The following is a 23006-nucleotide window of genomic DNA, read 5'->3' as shown; positions in this document are numbered from 1 at the left end:
TAATTTCAAAAAAAGTTAAGTCTGCGCGCCGCAAGGCGTCTGACGCCCGGAAGCTTACTCATCCATCTTATGAGGTAGGATTCGTTGATAGAACTATTTTTAGTGGATGCTGAGATTAAAAGGTTATAAACAAAAAACGCCTAATGCCCCGGATAAAACCGAAGCTTAGACGCTTTTAAACTATAACTCTAACTTGGAGGCTGTGGGATCGGCTGATTATTAATCCATAGATACGGCAAAGACTTTACGGGAACGTAATATGAAGCTTCCTCCAGATCCAGTCGCAAGTCCTGATTCTTGTCGTGCTCTCCACCCTTCTTATCGACGGCAGCCATGATATCAAAAACATAATCTACGTAGACAGTTCCATCCTTATCCATGATAAAGTCAAGAACTTGACCGGAATAGACGCTAGTTAAGGTTATAGAGCTTGTACCCGCCTGCTTATGATCAATGGTATACAATCCGGGGTATAGCTCATCAAGCACAGGCAGGTTGCCGCCATGAGCTGATTTATAACGGTTAACCTGTCGTTGCACGTCATTCACCTTTTGAACCGTAACAAGGTCCATCACCTTCACCACAGGATCAATTTCCTCATTCAAAATAAGAAAATAAGCACTTCCACCCTGCTCAAAAGCGGTAGCCGGTATATCATCCAAATATCCCTTATTATTCAACTTCCCCAGGTCAATACGAAACTTCTCATACCTTGGAGTAGTTTCATCCGCATTAAGAATGGGCAATACCCCTTCCTCCTGTTGATAATCATCAACGGCTGCTTGTATCCGTTTAACACTTTCCCGATAATTAACACTAGCCCGCTTCTCTTCACCTGGGTATAGACAGCCCGAAAGCGTAAGCGCGAGCGATACCATCCCTAGCAAAAGCTTGGCCCCTGCCTTCAGTTTCATTTTATATCCTATAAACTCCAACCGAGTCCCTCCCACGGTAACATTCTTACGCTACCACAGTTCATCTTCTTCCCCACGCCGCGCTGCTTCAAGCTTACGGCGCACCGCAGCCTTCAGTGGATCTTCCGGCACCTGAACGGTTACGTCGCTCCATACGGCAGCCTGACAGGCCAGACGCGTTCCTTCTTCTAAGGCCGATCCAAGCTTACGCCGCTCAATATCACCGGGAGGCCTTACTGCAGCAGCCTCTTCCTTCGCGACTGTAACCTTGCACATCAGACAGCCTGCTTTGCCTCCGCATCTAGTTGTTATTGGCACTCCTGCTTTACGAGCAGCCTCTAATAACGAAATGCCACGGTTCACAACAGCTTTACGACCTTCTGGTTGAAATACAACGGTAACTCCTTTTTGTGATTTCATGATGTTACTTCCTTCCTCAACACTATGTAACTGCTTACATAATTGAAACAACTCCGCCCAATAGGCCCACTAACATAATGACAAAAGCAAGTATAGACAGTACAGCCTTAAGCAATCCCTTGGTTTTGCTCCGAGCAAAAGTTATAAGAAATACTGATAATCCCATAATCAGCATCGCAATCAGGGATAACCACATTTTTGTCATCGGATCCATGGTCAAAGCCCCCATTCGCCTGTAATTTATTAGGGACTATTATATCATGACCTTATCCTTTTCTGTAAAAAAACATCATTTTTAATGTATTATTTTAAATAAATTACGCTTCGTGAAAATTATCAGGAATATAAAAAAAGCAAAAGACGACGGAATCATTCATTGATCCGTTTTCTTTTGCTCACCCAACATAAAGCTATTTTTTAAGCATCATTTTCATTAAAGACTCCATTGTGCTGGAACCTGCGCCGCCTTTTTTAACGGCATTGATAATCTCCTGCACAGTAGCTTCACTGACCGGCACTTTCGCCATTGATGACACCTGCTTAATTAACTGGCGGAGCTGGGCTTCATTCTGCGTAGTTCCTGGCTTTACCGTACTGGCTAGCTTTTTGACGGCACTTTCCGTAATGTTCTTGCCCGCCTTTTTGTTAATGGCGTTCAATGCATCCTTGGAAAAATCTCTGCTCACTTTTCATCCCTCCTCCGTCAATCCCCATTACAACATATGAGAATTTGCGGAAAAAGGTGACCAGGATCAGGAATGCCACTGCTCCCAAGTTTCCTGGGAGATCGACTCAAGCTCAGGCTTACGATCACGACCCATCAAGGCTTCAACCGCACTGCGTGGGCTTCTTCCTTGAAAGAGCACATGATAAATCTGATCCGTAATCGGCATCTGCACACCCAGCTTGAGCGAAATTGCATAAGCTGCTTCGGTAGTACGAATACCTTCGACTACCATCCCCATGGATTCCAGCACCTCGGCCAGCGGCTTGCCTTGACCAAGCATGGACCCAGCGCGCCAGTTACGGCTGTGCTGACTAGTAGCCGTCACAACAAGGTCGCCAATTCCGGCAAGGCCGGCAAAGGTCAAAGGATTGGCTCCAAGCTCAACTCCCACCCGAGATATCTCGGCGAGTCCACGGGTCAAAAGGGCTGCTTTAGCATTGTCCCCATATCCAAGGCCATCGGATAGACCTGCACCAAGGGCAATAATATTCTTAAGAGCTCCGGCAAGCTCTACCCCTACCTGATCACGATTCGTATATACACGGAAATCGTTGTTGATGAACAATTCCTGCGCTTCGGCGCTACGTTTGTCATCAGGTGAAGCAACTACAACGGTTGTAGGACACCGGCGTACAACTTCCTCTGCATGACTTGGACCGGAGAGGACGACGATCTGCCCTTCGTCACAGCCTAGTTCCTCTGCAATTACGATGGACATCCGCTTATTGCTTTCCGACTCAAAGCCCTTCGTAGCATGAACACATAACATGTCATCCTTCCAGAATGGCTTCAGACTGCGAGCAACCTGCCGCATTCCTGAAGACGGAGCTACAATTACAACCGCCTTAGAACCGGACACTGCCGTTTCCATATCCGTAGTTGCAATAATGTTAGCTGGCAGTGCGATGCCAGGCAGATACTTATTATTCGTATGAGAGCCATTGATCTCGGCAGCTTGATCAGAGTTGCGTGTCCACAGATAAACTTCCGAGTGGTTTGCAGCCAGCACACTAGCCAGCGCAGTTCCCCAGCTCCCCGCTACAAGTACGGTAACTTTATCAGACAACACGATTCCCTCCTTTAACTTTTGAGCCTATCTTGTTCTCACGGCCTTCTACAATCTTTACAATATTCGTCCGGTGCCGCCAGAAGGCGAAGACCGCAATAATAATACTGGTCCAGAGCACAGGTTGTGTAAATCCTGTCAACAATAAAGCCACTGGTGTCAGTGCTACAAAAATTAATGAGCCAAGGGACACGTAACGTGTGATAAAGATAGACAGGATGGCGATGATACCGGCGAGCAGCGCTGGCCATAAACAAAGCGTAGCCATAACACCGATCGTAGTAGCAATGCCTTTCCCCCCACGAAAACGAAAATAGAGCGGCCAATTATGTCCGATGATGGCCGCGATTCCGCAAAGAGCCGGAACCCAGGTTCCCCAACCGCCGACCCAGGTTCCTAACCATACAGCGGCCACCCCTTTCAGCACATCCAGCAACAGCACTAGTATTGCAGGACCTTTACCCAATACACGCAGTGTATTGGTAGCCCCCGCATTTCCGCTTCCGTATTGACGGATATCAATTCCCTTTAGCAACTTTGCAAGCAGTACACTAAAGCTGACAGAACCAAGCAAATAGCTTACAACGATAACCAGAAGTTCAAGCGCCACACTTCTTCTCCCCTAACCTTCGTTTTCGGATTTGCGCCGTGTAAAGAGACGGATTGGTGTTCCTTCGAAATTAAATGCTGCGCGAATTTTATTCTCCAGATAACGTTCATAGGAGAAGTGCATCAGCGACGGATCATTCACGAACACCACAATCGTAGGCGGCTTAACCGCAACCTGCGTTACATAGTTAATACGCAAGCGACGGCCTTTGTCAGTTGGTGGAGGGTTAATCGCGATTGCATCAGATACAACGTCGTTCACCAAATGTGTAGTAATGCGCAGTGCGTGCTGTTGAGATACATGCTGTACAACAGGCAGCAGTTTTTGCAAACGCTGTTTGGTTAAAGCCGACAAAAAGACAACCGGTGCGTAACTCATAAACAAGAAATGGTCACGAATCTTAGTCTCGAAGTTCTGCATAGTCTTATCGTCTTTCACAATGGCATCCCATTTGTTGACAACAAAAATAGATGCTTTACCAGCTTCATGTGCATAACCAGCAATATGCTTGTCCTGATCGATGATGCCCTCTTCGCCGTTAATTACAACGAGGACCACATCAGCCCGTTCAATCGCACGCATAGCTCGCATAACACTGTATTTTTCAATGTTCTCGTATACCTTGCCTTTTTTACGCATACCTGCCGTATCGATAAGCACATAACGTTGCCCATCACGTTCAAAAGGAGTATCGATAGCATCTCTTGTAGTCCCTGCAATATCGCTGACGATAACACGTTCTTCGCCCAAAATCGCGTTAACCAGAGAGGATTTACCTACATTCGGACGGCCAATCAAAGCTACACGAATGACATCCTCATCGTATTCATCATCTATTTTCTCAGGTAGGCGTTCAACTACAGCATCTAGCAAATCGCCGAGTCCGGTTCCGTGACTACCAGAAATTCCGATTGGATCGCCAAAACCAAGGCTATAGAACTCATAAATATCATCCGCACGCTTCATATTATCCACTTTGTTGATGGCAAGAACGACCGGTTTACCTGAACGGAACAGAATCTGAGCTACCTCTTCATCTGAATTCGTCACACCACTCTTCGCCTCACACATAAATACAATAACATCCGCTTCTTCAATCGCCAGCTCCGCTTGAACACGGATTGATTTCAGAATTGTATCTTCTCCATCAATTTCAATACCTCCGGTATCAATCACACTGAACGACTTACCGTTCCAATCTGAAATACCATAAATCCGGTCACGTGTAATCCCCGGCTTATCTTCTACAATGGCTAATCTATCGCCAATCAGCCGATTAAATATCGTCGATTTTCCGACGTTAGGCCTCCCAACAATTGCCACAACGGGTCTTGCCATATTCATTCCTCCTGTCATCCTTACGTTACTCATCATAGCAAAAAACATTTAAATTGGCTAACAATCATGTTAACTCTCAATAATCCGACCAGTTCCGAAAAAAAGACAATCGGCGAACCCCCGTATCGAGGGCTCGCCGATTACTTTACCCGTATATTCAAAAGCTCGTTTAGGGATTAGTTATTACCCTTAAATTTGTCCAGCTTGTCACCAAAACGTTCAGCAAGCGTAAAGCTAAGGCCTTCGTTGCTAAGGGAAACGTTAGGGTTGTTCAGAACTTCTTTAGGAGCTCTGTCTCTGCTATTGCTGCGTTCAGGTCTAGCAGATGGAGCTGGAGCTTCTTCAGTTTCTTTGATGCTCAGGCTAACACGTTTCTCGGATGGATTGAAGTCCAGAACTTTCACTTGAACTTCTTGTCCTTCTTTCAATACTTCGTGTGGAGTAGCGATGTGTTTGTGGGAGATTTGTGAGATATGCACAAGACCTTCCACACCCGGAAGCAATTCTACGAATGCTCCGAAGTTCACAAGACGTTTTACAACGCCTGTTACAACATCACCGATGTTGATTTCGCCAGCAGCAGAGTCCCAAGGACCTGGAGCAGCAGCTTTGATGCTCAGGCTGATTTTTCCTTTTTCAGGATCAACCTTCAATACTTTAACACGTACTTTATCACCTTCAGATACTACATCAGAAGGTTTCTCTACGTGACTCCAAGCGATTTCAGATACGTGTACAAGACCGTCAACTCCGCCCACATCAACAAATGCGCCGAATTGAGTCAGACGTTGTACTGTACCTTCGATGATTTGGCCTTCAGATAGTTCAGCCATAATTTTCAGCTTGTTAGCTTCGAATTCTTCTTCAAGAACTTCTTTAGCAGACAAGATTACTTTGCTGTTCTCACGGTCAAGTTCTTTCACTTTAACGCGCAAGGTACGGCCTTTGTAATCGCTGAAATCTTCAACGAAGTGACGCTCTACCATGGAAGCTGGGATAAATCCGCGAGCTCCAACATCAGCTACGAGGCCGCCTTTAACAACGTCAGCCACAGTAACTTCGAAAGCTTCTTGGGAAGCGAAGTATTTCTCAAGATCTTCCCATGATTTTTCACTATCAACAGCACGTTTGGAAAGAACAAGGCTTTCCTTGTTGTCGTTGATGCTGACAACTTTACATTCTACTTCCTGTCCAACTTCTACTGCTGCAGCAGCGTTGTCCAGTTGTACTGCGGACAATTCGCGAATTGGAATCACACCGTCGTATTTATATCCAATGCTTACATAAGCTTGGTTATCTTCGATTTTGACGATTGTTCCTTTCACGGTATCGCCTTTTTTCAGAGAAATGATTTCCAAGTCAGCTTGGTTAGTCACTTCTTCTTCGTTAACGGCAGCAACTTCTTCTACAGCTCCGTTATTTTCTGTCACAGCGGAATCCACCGCTTCTACGGATTCATTCTTTTCCGCAGCTTCCTGATTTTTAATTTCTTCAGACATGTGATTAGCCTCCTCGATTCAAAACCCCATTTATTTAAACCTGCGTATAGCAGAGTTCAAAACAAGCAATGCATAATATTTCACTTACACTTGATGATAGTATGTTCCAAAAAATAGCGGCTATGCCGTTATTTAATCAAAACATTGAGCAAAATTTGTTGTTCTGCTCATCCCTTAACTAGCACTTGGTTTACCTGTCTCTTTCATCTCACGGATGCGATCCATAATGACATCGGTAACAGCCTCGAGAGATTCGCTCCCCGCACCGGCAAATTGACTAAGGTCTACAGGAGCACCGTAGACAACGACCATGCGTCGAAAGGGTTTATACTGGCCGATAATAGCCGCTGGAATAACTGCTGCGCCACTTCGAAGTGCAAAGCTAGCAGCACCTTTCTTGGCCACTCCGGCATCAGAGTTACGCGTACCCTCCGGGAAGATACCCATGACATTACCATTACGAAGTGTGTTAAGGGCCGTTTTTATGGATTCTTTGCTTACGCCGCCACGTTTCACCGGAAAAGCACCCAATTTATTAATGAGCCAGCCAAGCACCGGAACCTCAAACAGTTCAGCCTTAGCCATATACTTTACCTGACGGTCCAGCTTAATTCCAATAGTCATTGGATCAAGCAGACTAATGTGGTTAGCGCAGAGCAGTACCCCGCCCTCCTTTGGCACATTTTCTTTCCCCACAATCTTAAGTGGGAAAAGGATTGCGTAAATCAAGCGAAGCAATCCAACACAAATTGCATAAATCATAAATGATTTCTCTCCCCGTCAACATGAGATCTACAGTGGGATACAATGGCCTCCACAACTTGATCGATATTCATTAAGGTCGTATCCAGAAGAATAGCATCTTCTGCACGGCGCAGCGGTGAAATCTCCCGTCCTTCATCCAGACGGTCCCGCTTTGCAATATCGTGTTCAAGCTGCTGAAGCGTCACCGATTCCGCGTCTCTCAGTTCCTTATAACGACGGAGAGCTCGTTCTTCCACACTTGCCGTCATAAAAATCTTTACCTCGGCATCCGGCAGCACGGTTGTACCGATATCGCGGCCATCCATTACCACGCCTTTGCGAAGCGCCATCTGACGCTGCAATTGACTCAGTCTGGATCTTACATCCTCGATCTTCGCATACTGCGACACAAGGCCGCTAACCTGAAGGCTCCGAATATGTGGGGTCACGTCTTCCCCATTAATCAGCACCTTCTGAATGTCTCGTTCCGGAATAAGTTCAATCACCATGTCGCGAACCTTCTCGTTCACTCGATGCTGATCTTCCGGTTCAATGCCTTCTTGGATCATATACCAGGTGATTGCCCGGTACATTGCACCAGTATCGACATAGATATAAGACAACTTCTGGGCTACCAATCGGGCTACAGTGCTCTTGCCTGCCCCGGCAGGTCCGTCGATGGCGACGTTTATTCTGTCATAAGTATGTGTACCCTGCCTATCCAACGGGGCATTCCTCCTCAAACTCTCTTTCATAAAAAAAGCATCTAGCGTTACGAAAACTATTCCTGCAATATCAAGGAGCACACATAGATTGTTATGCTTGATGATATTATCAAGAAAAAAGCAGGCATTGCCTGCGACTTATAAAATTATACCACAGTTTATACTTCAGTGCAAAATCAGACAGCTTAATAGAGCTGTAAAAAATGCTTATCTGTTGCGGAAATCAAACTGACGTTCGAAGCAATAACGGATAATTTTCTGGCGTTCCAAATCTGAAATAGCGACAAATTTCAACATCGCTAAAAGCCGTCCATTCTCCAGCTTTTTAATGCGCACTACTTCACCTTCAAAATTGACGTGCTCCGTGCTTCCGTTTCGATAAGGCACCAGTACCCAGCAGGACAATTTATTACCAACCTCCAGCTTAACCTGGTTATCCACCAAAAAGGAGATTCCTCCTCCACCAATATCATCTGTACGAACCAGGAACCGTTTGCCAAGGCTATCCTTCACAGCAAGCTCTAGATCTGCATTCACTCGGAAAAAGCTTCTTCTCTGGATCTTAAAAATCGAATCTGTCTCCGGCTTTTGAATCCGGACCATACGAATTACATCTTCTTTAAAGCCCAGTACATAAGTATTAAAGTAATTTTTGATGCCACCCTCAGTTAAAAAATAAACCGAAAGCTCGTCCCCCATAAAGAGCCTTTTTAGACGACCATTGCTCTCCTGCATAGGAATTTCAATCAGGAATGCGTCTTCTTCCGTCTCTGCAATTCTTGATCTATATTCAACTTCTGCTTCAGCAGCGTCACTGGAAGCAACCTGTATGTATAGATATTCGTTAATTTTAGGATACAAAGATGTCACCGCCACATCAGTTTAGTAATTATCACTACCCCTGATTATAGCATGGGAATATCAGCCAGTCAGATATATTTTATAGATATTGCAAAAAAAAGGGACGCACCCAACTGCTGGATGCGCCCTCCCTTTATTTTGCCTCAGACCCCGAAGAAGGTCTGATTTCTTCCACAGACTCTTCAATTCCATCCTCGGCGTTAATGTAAATACGATACTTTGAGCCATTAACCCCTCCACCGAACTCGTAAGTCAAGACCTCGACGGAATCATCATTTTTAATCCAGGACAAGCGATTGTATTGCTCCTTGAAATCAGAATTCAGAAATTTTCTCGCCTCTGCAAGGGTAAGCTTTGGTTTTGGAAGCTTCCGGTTGTCCTTGTGCTCATTGACGTATTCGCTGGCCTCAAAACCGATGGTATCACCTGTATCCAGCCCCATACGAATGGTCATCTTTTCAGGATAAATCAATACATCATTCTGTTTGGTTACAAAGGTCAAATTCCCGATATTATCGTAACGATCAGCGCTGACTGCAGTCATATGGGGATATCCTTTTTTCTCAAGAAACTGCTCTGCTTTGGTAACTGCTTCTTTAATAGAAACTTTGGCAGGGCCAACCTCACGGTTGTCATAATAAGAGATCAGCAACCCGCCATTTTTGGTGAAATCCATACTAATGGTGTGCTTCTTATTCGAAGCGCTAACAGTTGCTGTATAGGATGGCCATTCGGTGTTCTTCCCATTTTCTTTAACATCCACTTTAGCATTGGAGCCCGCATCCGCGAACTTCAACGCCTTACGTTTGATATCTTCGGCAGTCACGGGGGTACCTCCGAGCATTTTGACGGAACGTTTATCGTAGATGCTTGCTACTGAAGGACCCCAGTCTAGCTCAGGGTATGCCCCTACACGTTTATCCACCGTTTTGAAGCCGTCAATAATCGTGTTGTCCTCCGCTTTATTTTCTGTCGCCAACGCCGTTTCAACATCCATCCAGCGCAGCCGATTGCCAATGACTTTATTTTGTACCTCTTGCAAATCCTTAGAGATTTCTCCTGAGTTCTTGTACAATGCTTTTAGATTGCTCAGCTCTCCATCTGTCAGAGGTTTTTTAGTGAAGTCACGAATCCCGGCTTTATAAGAAAAGTTGGAGATTTTGGACAGAAACTCCTCTGTTTTGCTAAATGGCAGCAAGGTCAGCGGCAGCTGGTTAATCTCATTTTGGGCCTCACTAGTCATCCGCCACACATTCACAAGTCCTTTGCGGTGCATCCCATTAGAAGCAGAGTTAACCGCAAGCGTATTTCCAAGCTCACCATGAAGACGGTCCACATGATAGGACAAATCATGAAAGGCGCGTTGATATTGGTTCTCCGCCTTAATTAGTATTGAATTCTTCTCCTGATTCTCCTGATAACCCCACACAAGCGCACCAATCAGCAGCAGCGCGGTCAGCGGGAACATTACAGCACTTAATCTTTTGTACATAGGGCTACAAGACTCCTTTCGATAGCTTATTGGCGTTAGTTTGACAATAAACTAGGAGTCTTATGCACTGAAGTTGCTACACAATGTGACTATAACGTCCGTTCATGCTCTCTCTTCAATCTCAAAGCCACTGCTATTACTGCAAAGGCATTGTTTAAAGCCGGTTTGAATGACACCATGCTCTTTAATCCCTCTTAATATGTAGGTCTCACCGCACTGTTTGCAAACGATACGTACTTTTATACGCAAAAAAAGACACCTCTCTCCTCTCTGGAATTCCTTACTAGGAACTGCCCTTCGAATATAAGTGTGTCCATCTCGATTATAGGTTAACCTCTTCTTCACGTTTCAGAAAGCGGAAAGGAGAACGGCTGTTGGCCCTAGCAACCTTTCCCATACCTCCATACCATAGGATAGCCATCAGAGGCACAATAAACCATATCCAATAGTTGGCTGTCGTACTCAAAATAAAGTCATATATCCCATGCCACATCCATGGCAACAGGAGAGAAAACACCAGAATTCTGCGGGTATGAACTCCTTTTGAGAACTTCGCCCTTCCCATATGGTAGCCCATGATCACACCAAACATAGCGTGTCCAGAAACCGGAAGAAGTGCTCTTAGAAACATTGATCCGATTGAAGCGTTGCTATACCAAGCGTACATTACATTTTCTATTGTTGCGAAGCCGAGCGAAATCGCCACAGCGTATAGTATCCCATCATATGGCTCGTCAAATTCGGTATGATTGTAAATCATATGGTACAGCACAAACCACTTTAGACATTCTTCCACGCCAGCGGATATGAGAAACGACTCCACGTAGGGACCACCATTTAGTCCCAGCATCAGCCCTCTCTGAATGATCATTACTGGAAACACAATCAGAAGGCCGAGCAAGAATACTTTAATGACTACATGAAGCGGTTCTTGATCATACTTGTCTTTCAGATAAAAAAAGGTCAACAGAGCAAGTCCCGGCGCTACTGCCGACGTAATGACCGATAACACGAGCACCGAATAACCTCCCTACACCCCTAAACCCTATTACTGCCGTTACACAGCAAGGTAGATGATAACTTTGATACAAGAATGACCGACATATCACCAACAACAAGACTAGGGCTGATCGGCCTAAACAATGGTCATCAGCCCCTAGATCTTGCTTAATTACTCCTGACGCTTAAAATGAGTGCACAATAACTGGACCGCATTCTCCGGCATCACTGTTTTCCCGTATTCATCGAGAACAGCTTCTGTGACCGGTGAGGAATCTCCAAACTCAGCAAGTACGCCAACAAGACCTGACAACGCCGTTTCTTCAAATTCCTTTGGATCGAAATACAGATACCATTTATTGTTATAAGAATACAGTTTCCCCTGGGAAGTAATATTACCGATGAGCACATGAGCCGCTTCAACCAGAACCTCGAAATCGCGGAATGCATATACAATGGAGTCGCTTTGTTCAAGAGTAACTTCCATTTCATAAATCTCTTCTGGCAATTCTTCTTCCCCGGACGCACCGTACTGATGGTGATCATATTTTCCTCGGGTCACTATAACGACCATGCCTTGCGCGGGCAATGCGAAAACTTCTACGGCAAGCGGACCCGTGGCATCAAAACCTAGTTCACTATATGCTTGATCCATCATCTCCGTAAACAGGTCATGAACCTTAGGAACTTCCTGCCACATGTCTTCCTTCTGGATGCCCCGCTCGCTCAGGTCGTCAAAAGTGAGGAAAATCCGTATCTTATCTTGACTTAATCGCTCTATTCTCATGACAGGATCCTCCTTTTGCAAGCTCATTTATTATAATGTATGATGAGTCCCGAGTAATGAGCCAAAAATGGTTACTATGTAAGTATGTTATCATTTTGCCGAGATAAATGCACGTAAATAAATATATAAAATCCTCTCTATTGAATAAACCATTTTCAAGGCCCTGAATAATAAAAAAGAATCATTCTGCGGAATATTTCATCCCCAAAATGATTCTGATGGAGTCCTTTACGGTTACAATCCCGGTATGGTTGTATGCGTTTCTTTAAGAATCTGCTCTACTTCGCTCTTTACTTCAGGATTGCTGCGAATGAATTCCTTTAACAATTTAAGATTGGATTCCTTCGACTTCACTGGTGATTCAGTCTTATGCTCAGAGGTTGCGCTGCTTGAACCGTTACTTTGAGCATTACTGCTTGAAACAGCAGTGTTACCAAAACCAGTCGTGGCCATACCGATTATTTTTTCTTTTGCTTTATCTGCAGCCCCACTCATGGAACCACCCGATTGCCCTAGCGAAGACATTAAAGAATTCCGCTTTTTGGACATAATCATACTGGCTGCGGCGCCCATCAGCACCCCGCATAAAAATGACGAAGTATTCATATTTCCAGCCTCCTTGTATGGTAAAATCATGTTTAGTGTTCGCGGAAAGATTCCGGCTCATACAACCTAATAACAAGAAAGCGAGTTGAAAAAAGTGGGTAAAATGACATCAGTGCTCCTATTGGCTACCTTGCTGCTTACAGCCTGTGGCAACAGCGGTGCAAATGGAAATACAGCCAAGGAAACAAACACCACAAACAATCCGCCCACGGCGGCAGCTACACAAAGCGCAGAAACTACGGCGCCAGCACCTGAAGCAACAGCCAGTCCTACCCCTGAAGCAACAGCAGATGGAGGTACTACAGGAAATAGTACAGCCAGTAAGGGTGAAGCATCCGCTGAAATTCCACTGCTGTACCATATGAACAAAAATTACGACATCGTCCCTAATGAGGAAGCTACAAATAAAAAAGTGGTTCTGCTCACTTTTGACGACGGTCCTAAAGATGCTGCAATGATTAACCCTTTGATGGATATTCTGGACAAACATCAAGCTAAAGCCATCTTTTTCGTAAATGGTTATCGTGTTAAGGAGCATCCTGAGCTTCTGGAGTTAATACATAACCGCGGTGGAATTATCGGCAACCACAGCTGGGATCATATTGTATTGAAAGACAAGTCCTATACTGAGGTTAAAAAGCAAATCGAAGATGTTCAAAATATTGTCAAAGAAACATTGGGAGAAGCTCCTCACTTTTTCCGTCCGCCACATGGTGCCGGCGGGGATGTTGGCAAGAAGGTCGCGGCTGAGAATGGAATGTTATACATGACCTGGTCTGTAGGCTCACTTGACTGGGAAATGAAAGAAAAGGAAACGGGTAAGACAGAAAAATTGATCAGTAATGTTACCGATCAGCTGCATTCCGGCAGTAATATCCTGATGCATGAGCTACCATGGACCGTTGAGGGACTGGATACCTTGCTCACTACACTTGAGGGTAAAGGCTACAGCTTTGTTGATCCGCGCAGCATTGAGCTAAAAATGCGTTGATCTTCTCATCTTTACATGTCCGATAGTTGCTTCGTCAGCGCAATTGTTTTCGAATCAAACAAAAATAGAAGGGGGTTCCAAAAGCCATTTGCATGGCTTTGGAACCCCCTTTTTACGCTACCAGTTTTTCTTACTGGAAAGAGTAAGCACTATTGGGTTGATTTACGCAGTGTCAGCACATGCATTTCAGCAGGACTGCCCCAGCGAAGTGGCAGATGTGCTGTTCCAAACCCTCTGCTGATCAGCAGCAGGGCATTTTTTGCGGAACCGTCCCCTCTTGGCCAACTAAACTTTCCAGCGTCATATTTATGATAGAAATGCTCTACATGTCTTTGACCCACAAATGGAAGGATCACCTGCCCCCCATGCGTATGACCTGCGAGAATCAGGTCCGCTGGCACACTCTGGCGCTTGGATAACCAAAGCGGATCATGTACAAGAATAATACGACAGGTACCTTCAGCAGAAGGGGTTGTGGTTAATGGCGGAAAAGGACCGTATGGAGTTTTGCCCCCATTTTTCGGAAAATCAATTCCGGTTAACCAAAGTTTAGCTCCCTCACGTTCAAAAGCCACATTTTCATCCATTAACAGTTTTGCACCACTGTCCTGAATAATCTCATCTACCCTTGAAATATTAGCCCGGTAATCATGATTTCCATGCACTACATAGGTAGATGCAATAGAAGTAACTAGAGTCATATTATCGACAAGACGATTTAAAGGGCTATCTTTTTCCGTTAGATCTCCTCCCAGAAAGACAACATCTACCCCACCCTTTAATGGTGTCAGAAGCGCGGAAGGAAGGCGGCGGCGATGGATATCTGTTATAAACAAAATACGAAATCCATCGAACTCTTCAGGTAACGAATCTAGCATTATTTCCTCGGTAATAATTCTGTTTCTAAAAGCATTAATCACCATGATTATGACAACGGCCGCAGCTATCAATAGAATGACCAGAGCCATTCCCCATACCCATGTGCTCACCATAATGTACTCAGCGGAGGCGCTCCTTCAATTCCCCACCAAAGCAGCCCGATTAGCAAAATAACAAAGATAAAAATCAAAGAATTCACAAACATCTTGCTTAGACGAACTTTTTCTGAAGAATAAGTATCTGAACGAGAAGGAACAGATTCTTCGTCCTTCTCTTTACTTCCTGTGGAAGAGCGCTTTGCAGAACCTGCTGGGCGGCGAGCTTTTCTTGATAAAGTTGCCGTAGAAACCCGAGCGGTAGCATTTTTCTTTATAGGAGTAGACTTCTTTTCAGGAGTAGCCTTTTTTACAGCCTCCGAAGTCCGCTTCTCTTTTTTACTTTTGCCAGGATGTTTGCTTTCACTTTTGTGTTGTTTTTGTCGAGACTTTACCCGGCTTAATTCCTCACTCATGATTCCCTCCTATAGCGGATCACCAGACCTGAGATCAGGTCGATGAAGAAGTGACATAGTATAGGGGCCCAGAGGCTGCCCGATTGAATGTAAATATATCCAAGACCATAACTGCTTAAGAATACCCAGCCGGTAGGTACAAAGTGACGTAAATAACGGACATGAATAAGAGCAAATACTATACTCGTCCAATAAGGGCCAATGGAATATTGGATGGCTCCGCGGAATAAGAGCTCCTCACATACCGATACAATTGCTGCTATGACGATAATATGCCACACAGGGCGATTTCGAAATAAAAGGTCGTTTATTCCACCATCATCCATGCTTTCCTCAGGGACAATATGTGTCAATAAATAGTCAACAATTAGCATTGCAGCAGCAAGACCAAGGCCCCATGCCACAAAATGTACTTTTTCTGGAATAATTAATAGCTGAAAAGGATTTCTTTTCTGAAATAATATCCATATCAAACCGATAATTAATGTGAGCCCCTGAGTGATATAGAGATTGAGCAGCAGAAGACGGTCTGTCAACTGGCCTGGTTCTACCTTTTTAACCTTAATCTCGCCAAATTTGAATTTTTTCATCGTGACCTGCCTGTTCTTTATTTTTTTCGGGCCGCTCCGAGAGAGAAACCGTCCATAGTGTTGCTATCAATACATAATACATAGGATAATCCCCCCAGAAAAAGGAGCATTTATTATGAGCAAACGTAAGTCCCGCAATCAAATGTTATACACGCTAGTTTTTTTGTTTTTCTTAGTTTGCGCCTTCGCCGCATTTTTTACTGGCGTCAAGGTTGGCGCAGACAAAACTGAAGCCAAATATGACAATCAATCAAGCATGAATGGATTAGTAGAATTCACGGGCTCGTACCAACAGCAGGATCTTGTTACTTTCTATCATAACGTATTTTTGCCCTATCGGGAATTCAAGCGGAATTGGAACATTCAAGTAGATAAGTTAGCGCGCAGCACAGATGCTCGTATGAATGCGGCAGTAATGAAGAATCTAAGTATTCTAGCAGACCAGCAATATGAAAGAGTTAATCAAGATTCAATTTTCACTAACTCTCCTCTATTACATCAGTCACAGGTCAATGTACTCAAAAGCTTAACTTTATTTTCTAAGGCCTCCGGCAAAGTCTCTACTAGTGCCTCTGGTGCAGAGACAGCCAAGTTATTGAAAAATGATGAATTTACAACCGGCGCCGTGAAGTACGGTCTGTTAGCACAAAAGAACTTCTATGATTCTATGCTAAAATGGGGCTCTAAGACAAACCAGAAAATACCTTCTGCACCTGGCGAACTAAAAACGATGTCTTTCATCCAGTGGAAAAAAATGCCGCTTCTTTTGAAGAATGCTTCTATCGCTGACATGATGCTGAATCGCGGAATTTTTGCAGGTTATGATCCTCAGGACATCACTGCTAAAATAGACGATATGATTTACTCAGGCACTGCAAGCTCATTAAATCTTTCGGATATCCAGTCCTCAGTAACCTTGTTGATTTCTACAGGTGCTGTGCAGGAACAGGATTTTGTAAAATGGCGGGAACAGTATTATAACAGGGAGACACTTCCACAGCTTCCGTTCTTTTTTGAATAGAACCAGTTATTGAATCATAACGAAAAATGAAGTTCACTTCAAGAAACGCTGCTTGCAAAGCCTATTGACACAACTTGCATACCGTGTTACATTATGAAAAAATTAATCATTCAAAACCGATGATGGAACAAAGATCCTGGAAGTCTTCAGAGAGCCGGTGGTTGGTGCAAACCGGTGACGAACAGCTATCTTTAGCGCTCCTGAGATATTGTATCGAACCTTAAAGTAGGTACAATCGGATCAACTCCGTTAACAGTGTGGCCTATGCAGGCCAATGAGGCTGCTTCTTCCAAGTTGCAGTGAATTAGGGTGGTACCACGAAGATAACTCTCGTCCCTTACTACGGCAGTAGTATGGGGTTGGGAGTTTTTTTAATTCCCTAATCCCCCATAAATACTACCTTATGCCCAAAGTTACCGATTTCGCGGTACTCTTGCACGCTGTTTCTTTTGTGCGACACCGCGTTGATCTACTATTATTACATGTTTTTCTCTACTAGTTCGTGAACCTTCTGGTATTGTGGACTGCCCATCAGGGCGTCCTCGACATATAAAGCTTTTCAACTTTAAGGGGGATAAGAAACCATGTTTAAAGTATTAGTATCGGATCCAATCAGTGATTTGGGCATTCAGCAATTGATGGACGCAACAGATGTAGTTGTAGACAAAAAAACAGGTCTCAGTGAAGATGAGCTCGTTGCAATCATCGGTGAATATGATGGTCTACTCGTCCGCAGTCAAACTACAGTAACTGAAAAAATTATCGAAGCTGGAAAAAACTTAAAGGTCATTGGTCGTGCAGGTGTGGGTGTAGATAATATCAAGCTGGAAGCTGCTACTCAACGTGGGGTTGTTGTTATCAACGCTCCTGATGGAAATACCATTACAACTTGTGAGCATGCTTTTGCAATGATGATGGCTTTGGCCCGTCACATTCCACAAGCTTACGCAAAAACAATTGGTGGAACCTGGGATAGAAAAACCTTCGTGGGTGTAGAACTTCGCGGCAAAACTTTAGGTGTACTGGGAATGGGCAGAATCGGTAGCGAAGTGGCAAAACGTGCCAAAGCTTTCGGCATGGAAATCCTTGCTTTTGATCCTTTCTTAACTGCTGAGCGTGCTGAGAAACTGGAAGTAAAATTAGCTTCCGTTGACGATGTAGTCCGCGGAGCAGACTTCATTACTGTGCACACTCCACTTACTCCGGAAACACGCCATATGATTTCCCGCCCGCAATTTGAAGTGATGAAAAAGGGAATGCGCATCATCAACTGTGCCCGTGGTGGTGTAATTGATGAAATGGCGTTAGTAGAAGCTATTGATAGCGGTATTGTTGCTGGCGCTGCATTTGACGTATTCGAAAAAGAACCGCCACAAGCAGATCACCCATTCTTGTCGCATCCAAAAATTATCGTGACTCCTCACTTGGGCGCTTCTACAATTGAAGCTCAGGAGAATGTAGCGATCGATGTATCGGAACAAGTACTGCATATTCTGCGTAATGAACCGTTCATCAATGCTGTAAATATTCCTCCAGTTGCTCCAAGCGTAATGAACAAACTCCAGCCTTACTTCACACTTGGTGAGAAGCTGGGCAGCTTTGTTACCCAGATTACAGATAGTGCTATTCGTGAAATCCATGTTGAGTATGCGGGTGATCTGTCAGATGTCGATACCCAACCACTTACCCGCTATATTGTGAAAGGCGTGCTCTCCCGCCACTTCGCTGAGGATGTTAACATCGTTAACTCCATGCACTTGGCAAAAACACGCGACGTTAATGTAGTAATAACTAAAGCTTCCAAAACTAAAGGCTTCACTAATCTGATTACCGTGACCCTTAAAACAGATCACGACCAAGAACGTCTCGTAGCCGGAACATTGCTGCAAGGTTATGGAGAAAGAATTGTTCAAGTGAACAAGTTCCCGGTTGATATCGCTCCTGAAGGACATCAAATTGTAGTATCCCATAACGACAAACCAGGGATTATCGGACTTGTGGGCACATTGCTGGGCGAAAATGATGTCAATATCGCCTCCATGCAAGTGGGACGTAAAATCGTTGGTGGCGAAGCAATCATGCTGCTGACCGTTGATAAAGCTGTACCTACTCATGTGCTTGTGAAGCTTGCTGGCCTGCCAGAAATCAACACTGCCGAAGAAATCATTCTTCTGTAAGCAATACGATAGAAATCAAACAACAGAGCAGCGATCCTCCTCTTATAGGAGTTTCGCTGCTTTTGTTGTTGATCGTTGACCCGTTTCGGCTTCATTTACAATATCGAATTGAGTACCCTCGTGGAGGCTTACGTACGCCCTTGAGGTTACGGACCCAGATGACCTTATATGCAATAATTTCGCCTTTGAAGCAGGGTTTCGGACTCTGGTGCCACTATTCCTCAAAAAGAGAGCTAAATCAGGTGCTTTGCCTATCAATAGCGTCTCTGGGGACCGATAGCGTTCTAAATATACGAAAATACTGCATTATAGATCAGCTGTGTCCTATACTGCTTCACACGCACATATGGGATCAAACAGATCAAGTTTGCTGTTTAGACTAAGAATGCGGGAACAGTCCGACCATCGATGTCTGTAAATCCATACTTTTCAGCCAGCTTAGCAACCTGCTGCGGTTGTCCGGTCATAGACATGACCTTAGGATCGGCTGCTAGAGCAGCGGCTGCTCTACCGATATAGGTTGTGGATTCAGTCATCTGCAATTCTTCAACCTCATGCCAATGCTCCTCATCCGTGTTCATGCTCTCCAACACCGCCTCTGTCCTCATCCAGCCCGGAGTAAGCGGAATAACTGCAATGTTGTCCTCTTTAAGCTCATTCGATAACCCGTAGGCCATGCGGACAAGTGAGTTTTTAGAAAGATCATAATAGAAGTTTCCAAGATATTTGTAATGATCCCAAAAGGTTGTGTGGATGATTAGACCGCCAGCTTTTGCCTCACGCATTAATGGTATTGCATAATAATTTGTTATCAACTGTGCCCTCACACCCGCATTAAACATATTGTCCCAATGCGCTGTAGGAAGCTCCCAGAAAGACTTCTGCTCAATAGGTAAATCGTTGCCGCCCCATACATTATTGACTAAAATATCAAGCTTTCCTTGCTCTGAAGCAATCTGGCGAATGACCGCCTCTGTCTCCTGATCTTTTGTATGATCACATCGTATGGCGCTGCCGGACCCTCCCTCCGCTTTTATTTCCCTAAGTACGTTATCAATGCTCCGCTTGCTATGCTCTATGCCAGAAGCCTCTGTCGTTCTGCCCGTAATATAAACGAATGCACCTTTCCTTGCCAGCTCCAATGCAATTCCTCTACCAGCACCTCTGCTGCCTCCGGTGACCAATGCTACTTTTCCTTTTAAAGTCATGTTCTCAATCCTTTCTACACTTGTTTTTCTCTAAATGTTCTGTATTTAATCCTTACCTTATATAAGTATAATTCTTTAATATGACATCAACTGACATATATAATATAATAATTAATTAAGAACTAACTAACATTTATTAGGAGGAGGAATGTTCCCTTAATGAGAGCCGATCGTTTGTTATCCATCTTACTTTTGCTGCAAAATCGTGGAAAGATGACGTCCCGTGAGCTAGCCCAGACCTTAGAAGTGTCTGAACGAACTGTGTTTAGAGATATGGAAGCCTTATGTACAGCGGGAATACCGATTCTTGCCGAACGGGGACGCGAAGGGGGTTGGATGCTCACAGAAGGATACCGGACCTCCTTAACGGGTATGAAGCCCTCAGAAATTGCTACTCTGCTGCTGTCCGCAGACTCCTCAATCTTAAAAGATCTGGGTATACAAAACGACTTCTCTTCTGCCGTGCTTAAGCTGGAGGCTGCTTCCCCATCCAGGCCGAATAATCCAGCCAGTTACCTGAGCCAGCGCATTCATATAGATGGTGCCAGCTGGCACCCTTCCGACGAGACATATCCGTTCCTATCTGTCCTGCAGGAAGCTGTTTGGGAAGACCGTAAAGTAAAGATCACTTACCCACGGAATGACGAGATGAAGGAGCGTTTCATTGAACCTCTCGGGTTAGTCGCAAAACGTGGAGTTTGGTATGTAGTGGCACGAACCGAGGGTGAAATGCGGACTTTTCGCGTGTCGAGATTAATACAAGCTGACGCAACTTATGAATCATTTGTCAGACCTGAGGCTTTTGATTTAAAAAGCTACTGGGAACAATCGACTTTAGCTTTTAAAGCAGCACTGCCAAAATATGTAGTGAACTTAAAGGTGAATGAGTCTATTCTTAAAGAATTACAACGTGAAAGATATGTAACTATAACTTTAGTAGAACCCTCTGCTAATACTGGGTGGATGAACGTGGAGGCCGAGTTTAATGCTATAGAATCTGCCTGTCGTATCGTACTCTCTTTCTCTCCTTCAGTTATTGTTTTAGCTCCTATCGAACTAGTAAGGATGGTAAAGTCTGCTATTAAAACAATTTCCACAATATATGAGGAATTTTGACATGAATTCTAAATATCTACTACTTAAAGAAGATTTATGACACTTCTCTATAGACCAATGACCTATAAATCCCCTATAATAACACCATTACATAAAATTTAATAAGGGGGACATTTTACCAATGAGCTGGATGCACAAACTTCCGTTAAAACAAAGAATTGTTGCCGGATGTTACCTCGTTGCCGCACTGTTTGCTATTCCTGTCTTAGTTACGTTAATGATTCTAGGTCAATTTCTCGTAGGAATTATACTAGTAGTTGTTCTTGCAGGTCTGACTTTACCTGTTGCTCGCTTCGTGGAGAGAACGCTTACATCATCTTTTGATGATATTGCTAATGTATCTCACAGTATTTCGAAGGGTGATTTCACTAGCAGAGCGGACGAAAATGGTTCAATGGGTGACGTAAGCCGCTCCTTTAACACAATGATTGATAAGCTCAAGAAGATTTTGACCGATGCATCGCAGATCACCCGTCAAGTTATGGATGCAAGCCGCGGAATCGAAGATAAGAACCAGAACCTGAAAATTGTCATGGCACAAGTAGCCTCTTCTTCTACTGAGCTCGCTCTTGGTGCAAATGAAATATCTACGGATATCGCTGATATGACAGAATCCATTAAAGACATTGAAACTAAAGTATCCAATTATACGAACTCCACCAAAGAAATGAACAGACGTTCAATACATACCTTAGAACTTGTCGAGCAAGGGCGCCAATCCGTAGATACACAGGCTGAAGGCATGCGTAAAAACATAGAGGCTACACAAAAAGTGGCTGATACTATTGAAGCTCTCTCACAAAATGCCCGCGGGATTACGATGATCACCAAGACCATCACAGAGATCGCTGAGCAGACCAACCTGCTGTCACTGAATGCCTCCATCGAAGCTGCTCGTGCCGGAGAGCATGGTCGGGGTTTTGCCGTTGTAGCTCAAGAGGTTCGCAAGCTTGCTGAAGAATCTACGGCATCCACAAAAGAAGTATTCGGCTTGGTCCGCAGCATTGAGTCAGATATTAAACAAGCCATCGATAATATTGCCATCAATGAAGAGGTTGTGCAGGTTCAGAATGAAATGATCACTCAATCTGCCCATATTTTCGCACAAATTGTACAAAGCGTGCAGTACATTACCGAGCAAATCTCTTCATTCTCTGCGGAGAGTGATCTTATGCTAGAAAGTGCCTTGAAAATTTCCAGTGCAATTGAGAATATCTCAGCAATCACCGAAGAAACTGCTGCTGGCACGGAAGAGGTATCGGCGGCTATGAATGAACAGATTAATGCCCTGCAGTCTGTTGCAGAAGAAACGGAAAAAATGACCCAGGCCGTATTTAATCTGCAAAAAACCATTCATATCTTTAAATTCTAGTTCAAAACTATCAACTGCCACCTAAGCTGAGTCTTAGGTGGCAGTTTTTTTCGCGAGGCAAAACTTCATCTCTTGGACAAGACTTTCGTCAAATTTCGAGTTTTTTTAGCGGATTATGTTGACAAAAATTAATGAGGAATATATTGTAAAGGAAAATTATTCTTATCAACTATAAATTAATATTGGCAAAATCCTCGAAAGAGGATGACGCAAAACCATGGATCTACAGCCTCATTTTTTCGTTTGAGGCCATGATTGCCAGGTTGCAGAGGAACCAGGACGGCTGAACTATTGTTCAGTCTTAGCGGTGCCTTATGCCACCAACCTGTGCTTACTATAGAGCACAGGTTTTT

Annotated in this window: 24 protein-coding genes, 1 riboswitch and 1 other annotated feature; of the genes, 5 read left to right on the top strand and 19 right to left on the bottom strand. The window is 44.2% G+C overall.

Annotated features, from left to right (window positions below; all coding sequences use genetic code 11):
- Positions 1–188: 188 nt before the first annotated feature.
- The 15 genes from MHH63_RS06910 to MHH63_RS06840 all read right to left on the bottom strand — a co-directional run bounded on the left by MHH63_RS06910 (position 189) and on the right by MHH63_RS06840 (position 12788).
- The gene (locus MHH63_RS06910; protein WP_254847661.1) at positions 189–935 is read right to left on the bottom strand and encodes a DUF3939 domain-containing protein; all 747 of its coding nucleotides are present in this window, start codon (positions 933–935) and stop codon (positions 189–191) included.
- 30 nt (positions 936–965) lie between these two features.
- Positions 966–1334, bottom strand: coding sequence for a 2Fe-2S iron-sulfur cluster-binding protein (locus tag MHH63_RS06905; protein WP_036676220.1), 369 nt, complete (start codon positions 1332–1334; stop codon positions 966–968).
- Positions 1335–1368: 34 nt separating this feature from the next.
- On the bottom strand, positions 1369–1548 hold the full coding sequence (locus MHH63_RS06900; RefSeq protein ID WP_036676218.1) for a DUF2768 family protein: 180 nt from the start codon (positions 1546–1548) through the stop codon (positions 1369–1371).
- Positions 1549–1744: 196 nt separating this feature from the next.
- A complete protein-coding gene (locus tag MHH63_RS06895) occupies positions 1745–2020 on the bottom strand; it encodes a stage VI sporulation protein F (RefSeq protein ID WP_038572437.1) in 276 nt (91 codons plus the stop codon).
- Between the two features lie 66 nt (positions 2021–2086).
- Positions 2087–3127 (bottom strand): NAD(P)H-dependent glycerol-3-phosphate dehydrogenase, encoded by a 1041-nt coding sequence (locus MHH63_RS06890; protein WP_076127494.1) that lies wholly within the window; start codon positions 3125–3127, stop codon positions 2087–2089.
- Positions 3120–3737 carry a glycerol-3-phosphate 1-O-acyltransferase PlsY gene (plsY, locus tag MHH63_RS06885; protein WP_036676213.1) on the bottom strand — a complete coding sequence of 206 codons (618 nt, stop codon included), beginning with the start codon at positions 3735–3737 and terminating at the stop codon, positions 3120–3122. The genes MHH63_RS06890 and plsY overlap by 8 nt, the downstream gene beginning before the upstream one ends.
- Positions 3738–3749: 12 nt before the next feature.
- Positions 3750–5075, bottom strand: a complete 1326-nt coding sequence (gene der, locus MHH63_RS06880; RefSeq protein WP_036676212.1) for a ribosome biogenesis GTPase Der — start codon at positions 5073–5075, stop codon at positions 3750–3752.
- 176 nt (positions 5076–5251) lie between these two features.
- Complete coding sequence (rpsA, locus tag MHH63_RS06875) at positions 5252–6574, bottom strand: 30S ribosomal protein S1 (RefSeq protein ID WP_170914203.1); 1323 nt, start codon at positions 6572–6574, stop codon at positions 5252–5254.
- A 174-nt stretch (positions 6575–6748) separates the two neighbouring features.
- Positions 6749–7336 (bottom strand): lysophospholipid acyltransferase family protein, encoded by a 588-nt coding sequence (locus MHH63_RS06870; protein ID WP_036676211.1) that lies wholly within the window; start codon positions 7334–7336, stop codon positions 6749–6751.
- Positions 7333–8043: a (d)CMP kinase gene (gene cmk, locus MHH63_RS06865; RefSeq protein ID WP_254848699.1), complete on the bottom strand. Its 711-nt coding sequence runs from the start codon at positions 8041–8043 to the stop codon at positions 7333–7335. The genes MHH63_RS06870 and cmk overlap by 4 nt, the downstream gene beginning before the upstream one ends.
- Positions 8044–8250: 207 nt before the next feature.
- The gene (locus tag MHH63_RS06860) at positions 8251–8904 is read right to left on the bottom strand and encodes a flagellar brake protein (RefSeq protein ID WP_036676209.1); all 654 of its coding nucleotides are present in this window, start codon (positions 8902–8904) and stop codon (positions 8251–8253) included.
- A gap of 133 nt (positions 8905–9037) precedes the next feature.
- Complete coding sequence (ypeB, locus tag MHH63_RS06855; protein ID WP_076127490.1) at positions 9038–10396, bottom strand: germination protein YpeB; 1359 nt, start codon at positions 10394–10396, stop codon at positions 9038–9040.
- 322 nt (positions 10397–10718) lie between these two features.
- On the bottom strand, positions 10719–11414 hold the full coding sequence (gene prsW, locus MHH63_RS06850; protein ID WP_076134692.1) for a glutamic-type intramembrane protease PrsW: 696 nt from the start codon (positions 11412–11414) through the stop codon (positions 10719–10721).
- Positions 11415–11567: 153 nt separating this feature from the next.
- Positions 11568–12182, bottom strand: coding sequence for a genetic competence negative regulator (locus MHH63_RS06845; protein WP_036676203.1), 615 nt, complete (start codon positions 12180–12182; stop codon positions 11568–11570).
- 234 nt (positions 12183–12416) lie between these two features.
- Complete coding sequence (locus MHH63_RS06840) at positions 12417–12788, bottom strand: hypothetical protein (RefSeq protein ID WP_076141316.1); 372 nt, start codon at positions 12786–12788, stop codon at positions 12417–12419.
- A gap of 103 nt (positions 12789–12891) precedes the next feature.
- Between MHH63_RS06840 and MHH63_RS06835 the strand changes: the two genes are divergently transcribed.
- A complete protein-coding gene (locus MHH63_RS06835) occupies positions 12892–13779 on the top strand; it encodes a polysaccharide deacetylase family protein (RefSeq protein WP_370510607.1) in 888 nt (295 codons plus the stop codon).
- 149 nt (positions 13780–13928) lie between these two features.
- Here the strand turns inward: MHH63_RS06835 and MHH63_RS06830 are convergent, their stop codons facing one another.
- Genes MHH63_RS06830 through MHH63_RS06820 form a run of 3 tightly spaced genes read right to left on the bottom strand, consistent with a single transcriptional unit; the run spans position 13929 to position 15759 of the window.
- Complete coding sequence (locus MHH63_RS06830) at positions 13929–14771, bottom strand: metallophosphoesterase (RefSeq protein ID WP_280753025.1); 843 nt, start codon at positions 14769–14771, stop codon at positions 13929–13931.
- On the bottom strand, positions 14765–15169 hold the full coding sequence (locus tag MHH63_RS06825) for a hypothetical protein (RefSeq protein ID WP_038572439.1): 405 nt from the start codon (positions 15167–15169) through the stop codon (positions 14765–14767). Before MHH63_RS06825 ends, MHH63_RS06830 begins: the two co-directional genes overlap by 7 nt.
- Positions 15166–15759, bottom strand: coding sequence for a CPBP family intramembrane glutamic endopeptidase (locus MHH63_RS06820; protein ID WP_036676197.1), 594 nt, complete (start codon positions 15757–15759; stop codon positions 15166–15168). The genes MHH63_RS06825 and MHH63_RS06820 overlap by 4 nt, the downstream gene beginning before the upstream one ends.
- Positions 15760–15874: 115 nt before the next feature.
- Between MHH63_RS06820 and MHH63_RS06815 the strand changes: the two genes are divergently transcribed.
- Together MHH63_RS06815 and serA are read left to right on the top strand one after the other, a co-directional pair.
- A complete protein-coding gene (locus MHH63_RS06815; RefSeq protein WP_076127483.1) occupies positions 15875–16780 on the top strand; it encodes a hypothetical protein in 906 nt (301 codons plus the stop codon).
- Between the two features lie 110 nt (positions 16781–16890).
- Positions 16891–17121: a binding site (T-box leader), on the top strand.
- 243 nt (positions 17122–17364) lie between these two features.
- Positions 17365–18957 carry a phosphoglycerate dehydrogenase gene (gene serA, locus MHH63_RS06810; RefSeq protein ID WP_036676193.1) on the top strand — a complete coding sequence of 531 codons (1593 nt, stop codon included), beginning with the start codon at positions 17365–17367 and terminating at the stop codon, positions 18955–18957.
- Positions 18958–19331: 374 nt separating this feature from the next.
- Here the strand turns inward: serA and MHH63_RS06805 are convergent, their stop codons facing one another.
- Complete coding sequence (locus tag MHH63_RS06805; protein WP_076127482.1) at positions 19332–20165, bottom strand: SDR family NAD(P)-dependent oxidoreductase; 834 nt, start codon at positions 20163–20165, stop codon at positions 19332–19334.
- A gap of 159 nt (positions 20166–20324) precedes the next feature.
- Between MHH63_RS06805 and MHH63_RS06800 the strand changes: the two genes are divergently transcribed.
- Positions 20325–21281: a helix-turn-helix transcriptional regulator gene (locus MHH63_RS06800; RefSeq protein WP_076184026.1), complete on the top strand. Its 957-nt coding sequence runs from the start codon at positions 20325–20327 to the stop codon at positions 21279–21281.
- Positions 21282–21402: 121 nt separating this feature from the next.
- A complete protein-coding gene (locus MHH63_RS06795) occupies positions 21403–22653 on the top strand; it encodes a methyl-accepting chemotaxis protein (protein WP_036676188.1) in 1251 nt (416 codons plus the stop codon).
- A 174-nt stretch (positions 22654–22827) separates the two neighbouring features.
- A riboswitch (cyclic di-GMP riboswitch) is annotated at positions 22828–22924 on the top strand.
- Positions 22925–23006 lie beyond the last annotated feature (82 nt).

Origin of the sequence: Paenibacillus sp. FSL H3-0310 (assembly GCF_038002785.1) — a bacterium.
In the GTDB taxonomy this organism is placed as follows: Bacteria; Bacillota; Bacilli; order Paenibacillales; family Paenibacillaceae; genus Paenibacillus_AQ; species Paenibacillus_AQ odorifer.
The sequence above is the reverse complement of the archived record's forward strand: the minus strand, read 5'-3'. Positions and strand labels throughout refer to the sequence as shown.

Coding starts and splice junctions, on each gene's coding strand:
- MHH63_RS06905 (WP_036676220.1), bottom strand. CDS start 1,334: ATGAAATCACAAAAAGGAGTTACCGTTGTATTTCAACCAGAAGGTCGT.
- MHH63_RS06900 (WP_036676218.1), bottom strand. CDS start 1,548: ATGGATCCGATGACAAAAATGTGGTTATCCCTGATTGCGATGCTGATT.
- der (WP_036676212.1), bottom strand. CDS start 5,075: ATGGCAAGACCCGTTGTGGCAATTGTTGGGAGGCCTAACGTCGGAAAA.
- rpsA (WP_170914203.1), bottom strand. CDS start 6,574: ATGTCTGAAGAAATTAAAAATCAGGAAGCTGCGGAAAAGAATGAATCC.
- MHH63_RS06870 (WP_036676211.1), bottom strand. CDS start 7,336: ATGATTTATGCAATTTGTGTTGGATTGCTTCGCTTGATTTACGCAATC.
- ypeB (WP_076127490.1), bottom strand. CDS start 10,396: ATGTACAAAAGATTAAGTGCTGTAATGTTCCCGCTGACCGCGCTGCTG.
- MHH63_RS06845 (WP_036676203.1), bottom strand. CDS start 12,182: ATGAGAATAGAGCGATTAAGTCAAGATAAGATACGGATTTTCCTCACT.
- MHH63_RS06840 (WP_076141316.1), bottom strand. CDS start 12,788: ATGAATACTTCGTCATTTTTATGCGGGGTGCTGATGGGCGCCGCAGCC.
- MHH63_RS06835 (WP_370510607.1), top strand. CDS start 12,892: ATGACATCAGTGCTCCTATTGGCTACCTTGCTGCTTACAGCCTGTGGC.
- MHH63_RS06830 (WP_280753025.1), bottom strand. CDS start 14,771: ATGGTGAGCACATGGGTATGGGGAATGGCTCTGGTCATTCTATTGATA.
- MHH63_RS06825 (WP_038572439.1), bottom strand. CDS start 15,169: ATGAGTGAGGAATTAAGCCGGGTAAAGTCTCGACAAAAACAACACAAA.
- MHH63_RS06820 (WP_036676197.1), bottom strand. CDS start 15,759: ATGAAAAAATTCAAATTTGGCGAGATTAAGGTTAAAAAGGTAGAACCA.
- MHH63_RS06815 (WP_076127483.1), top strand. CDS start 15,875: ATGAGCAAACGTAAGTCCCGCAATCAAATGTTATACACGCTAGTTTTT.
- serA (WP_036676193.1), top strand. CDS start 17,365: ATGTTTAAAGTATTAGTATCGGATCCAATCAGTGATTTGGGCATTCAG.
- MHH63_RS06805 (WP_076127482.1), bottom strand. CDS start 20,165: ATGACTTTAAAAGGAAAAGTAGCATTGGTCACCGGAGGCAGCAGAGGT.
- MHH63_RS06800 (WP_076184026.1), top strand. CDS start 20,325: ATGAGAGCCGATCGTTTGTTATCCATCTTACTTTTGCTGCAAAATCGT.
- MHH63_RS06795 (WP_036676188.1), top strand. CDS start 21,403: ATGAGCTGGATGCACAAACTTCCGTTAAAACAAAGAATTGTTGCCGGA.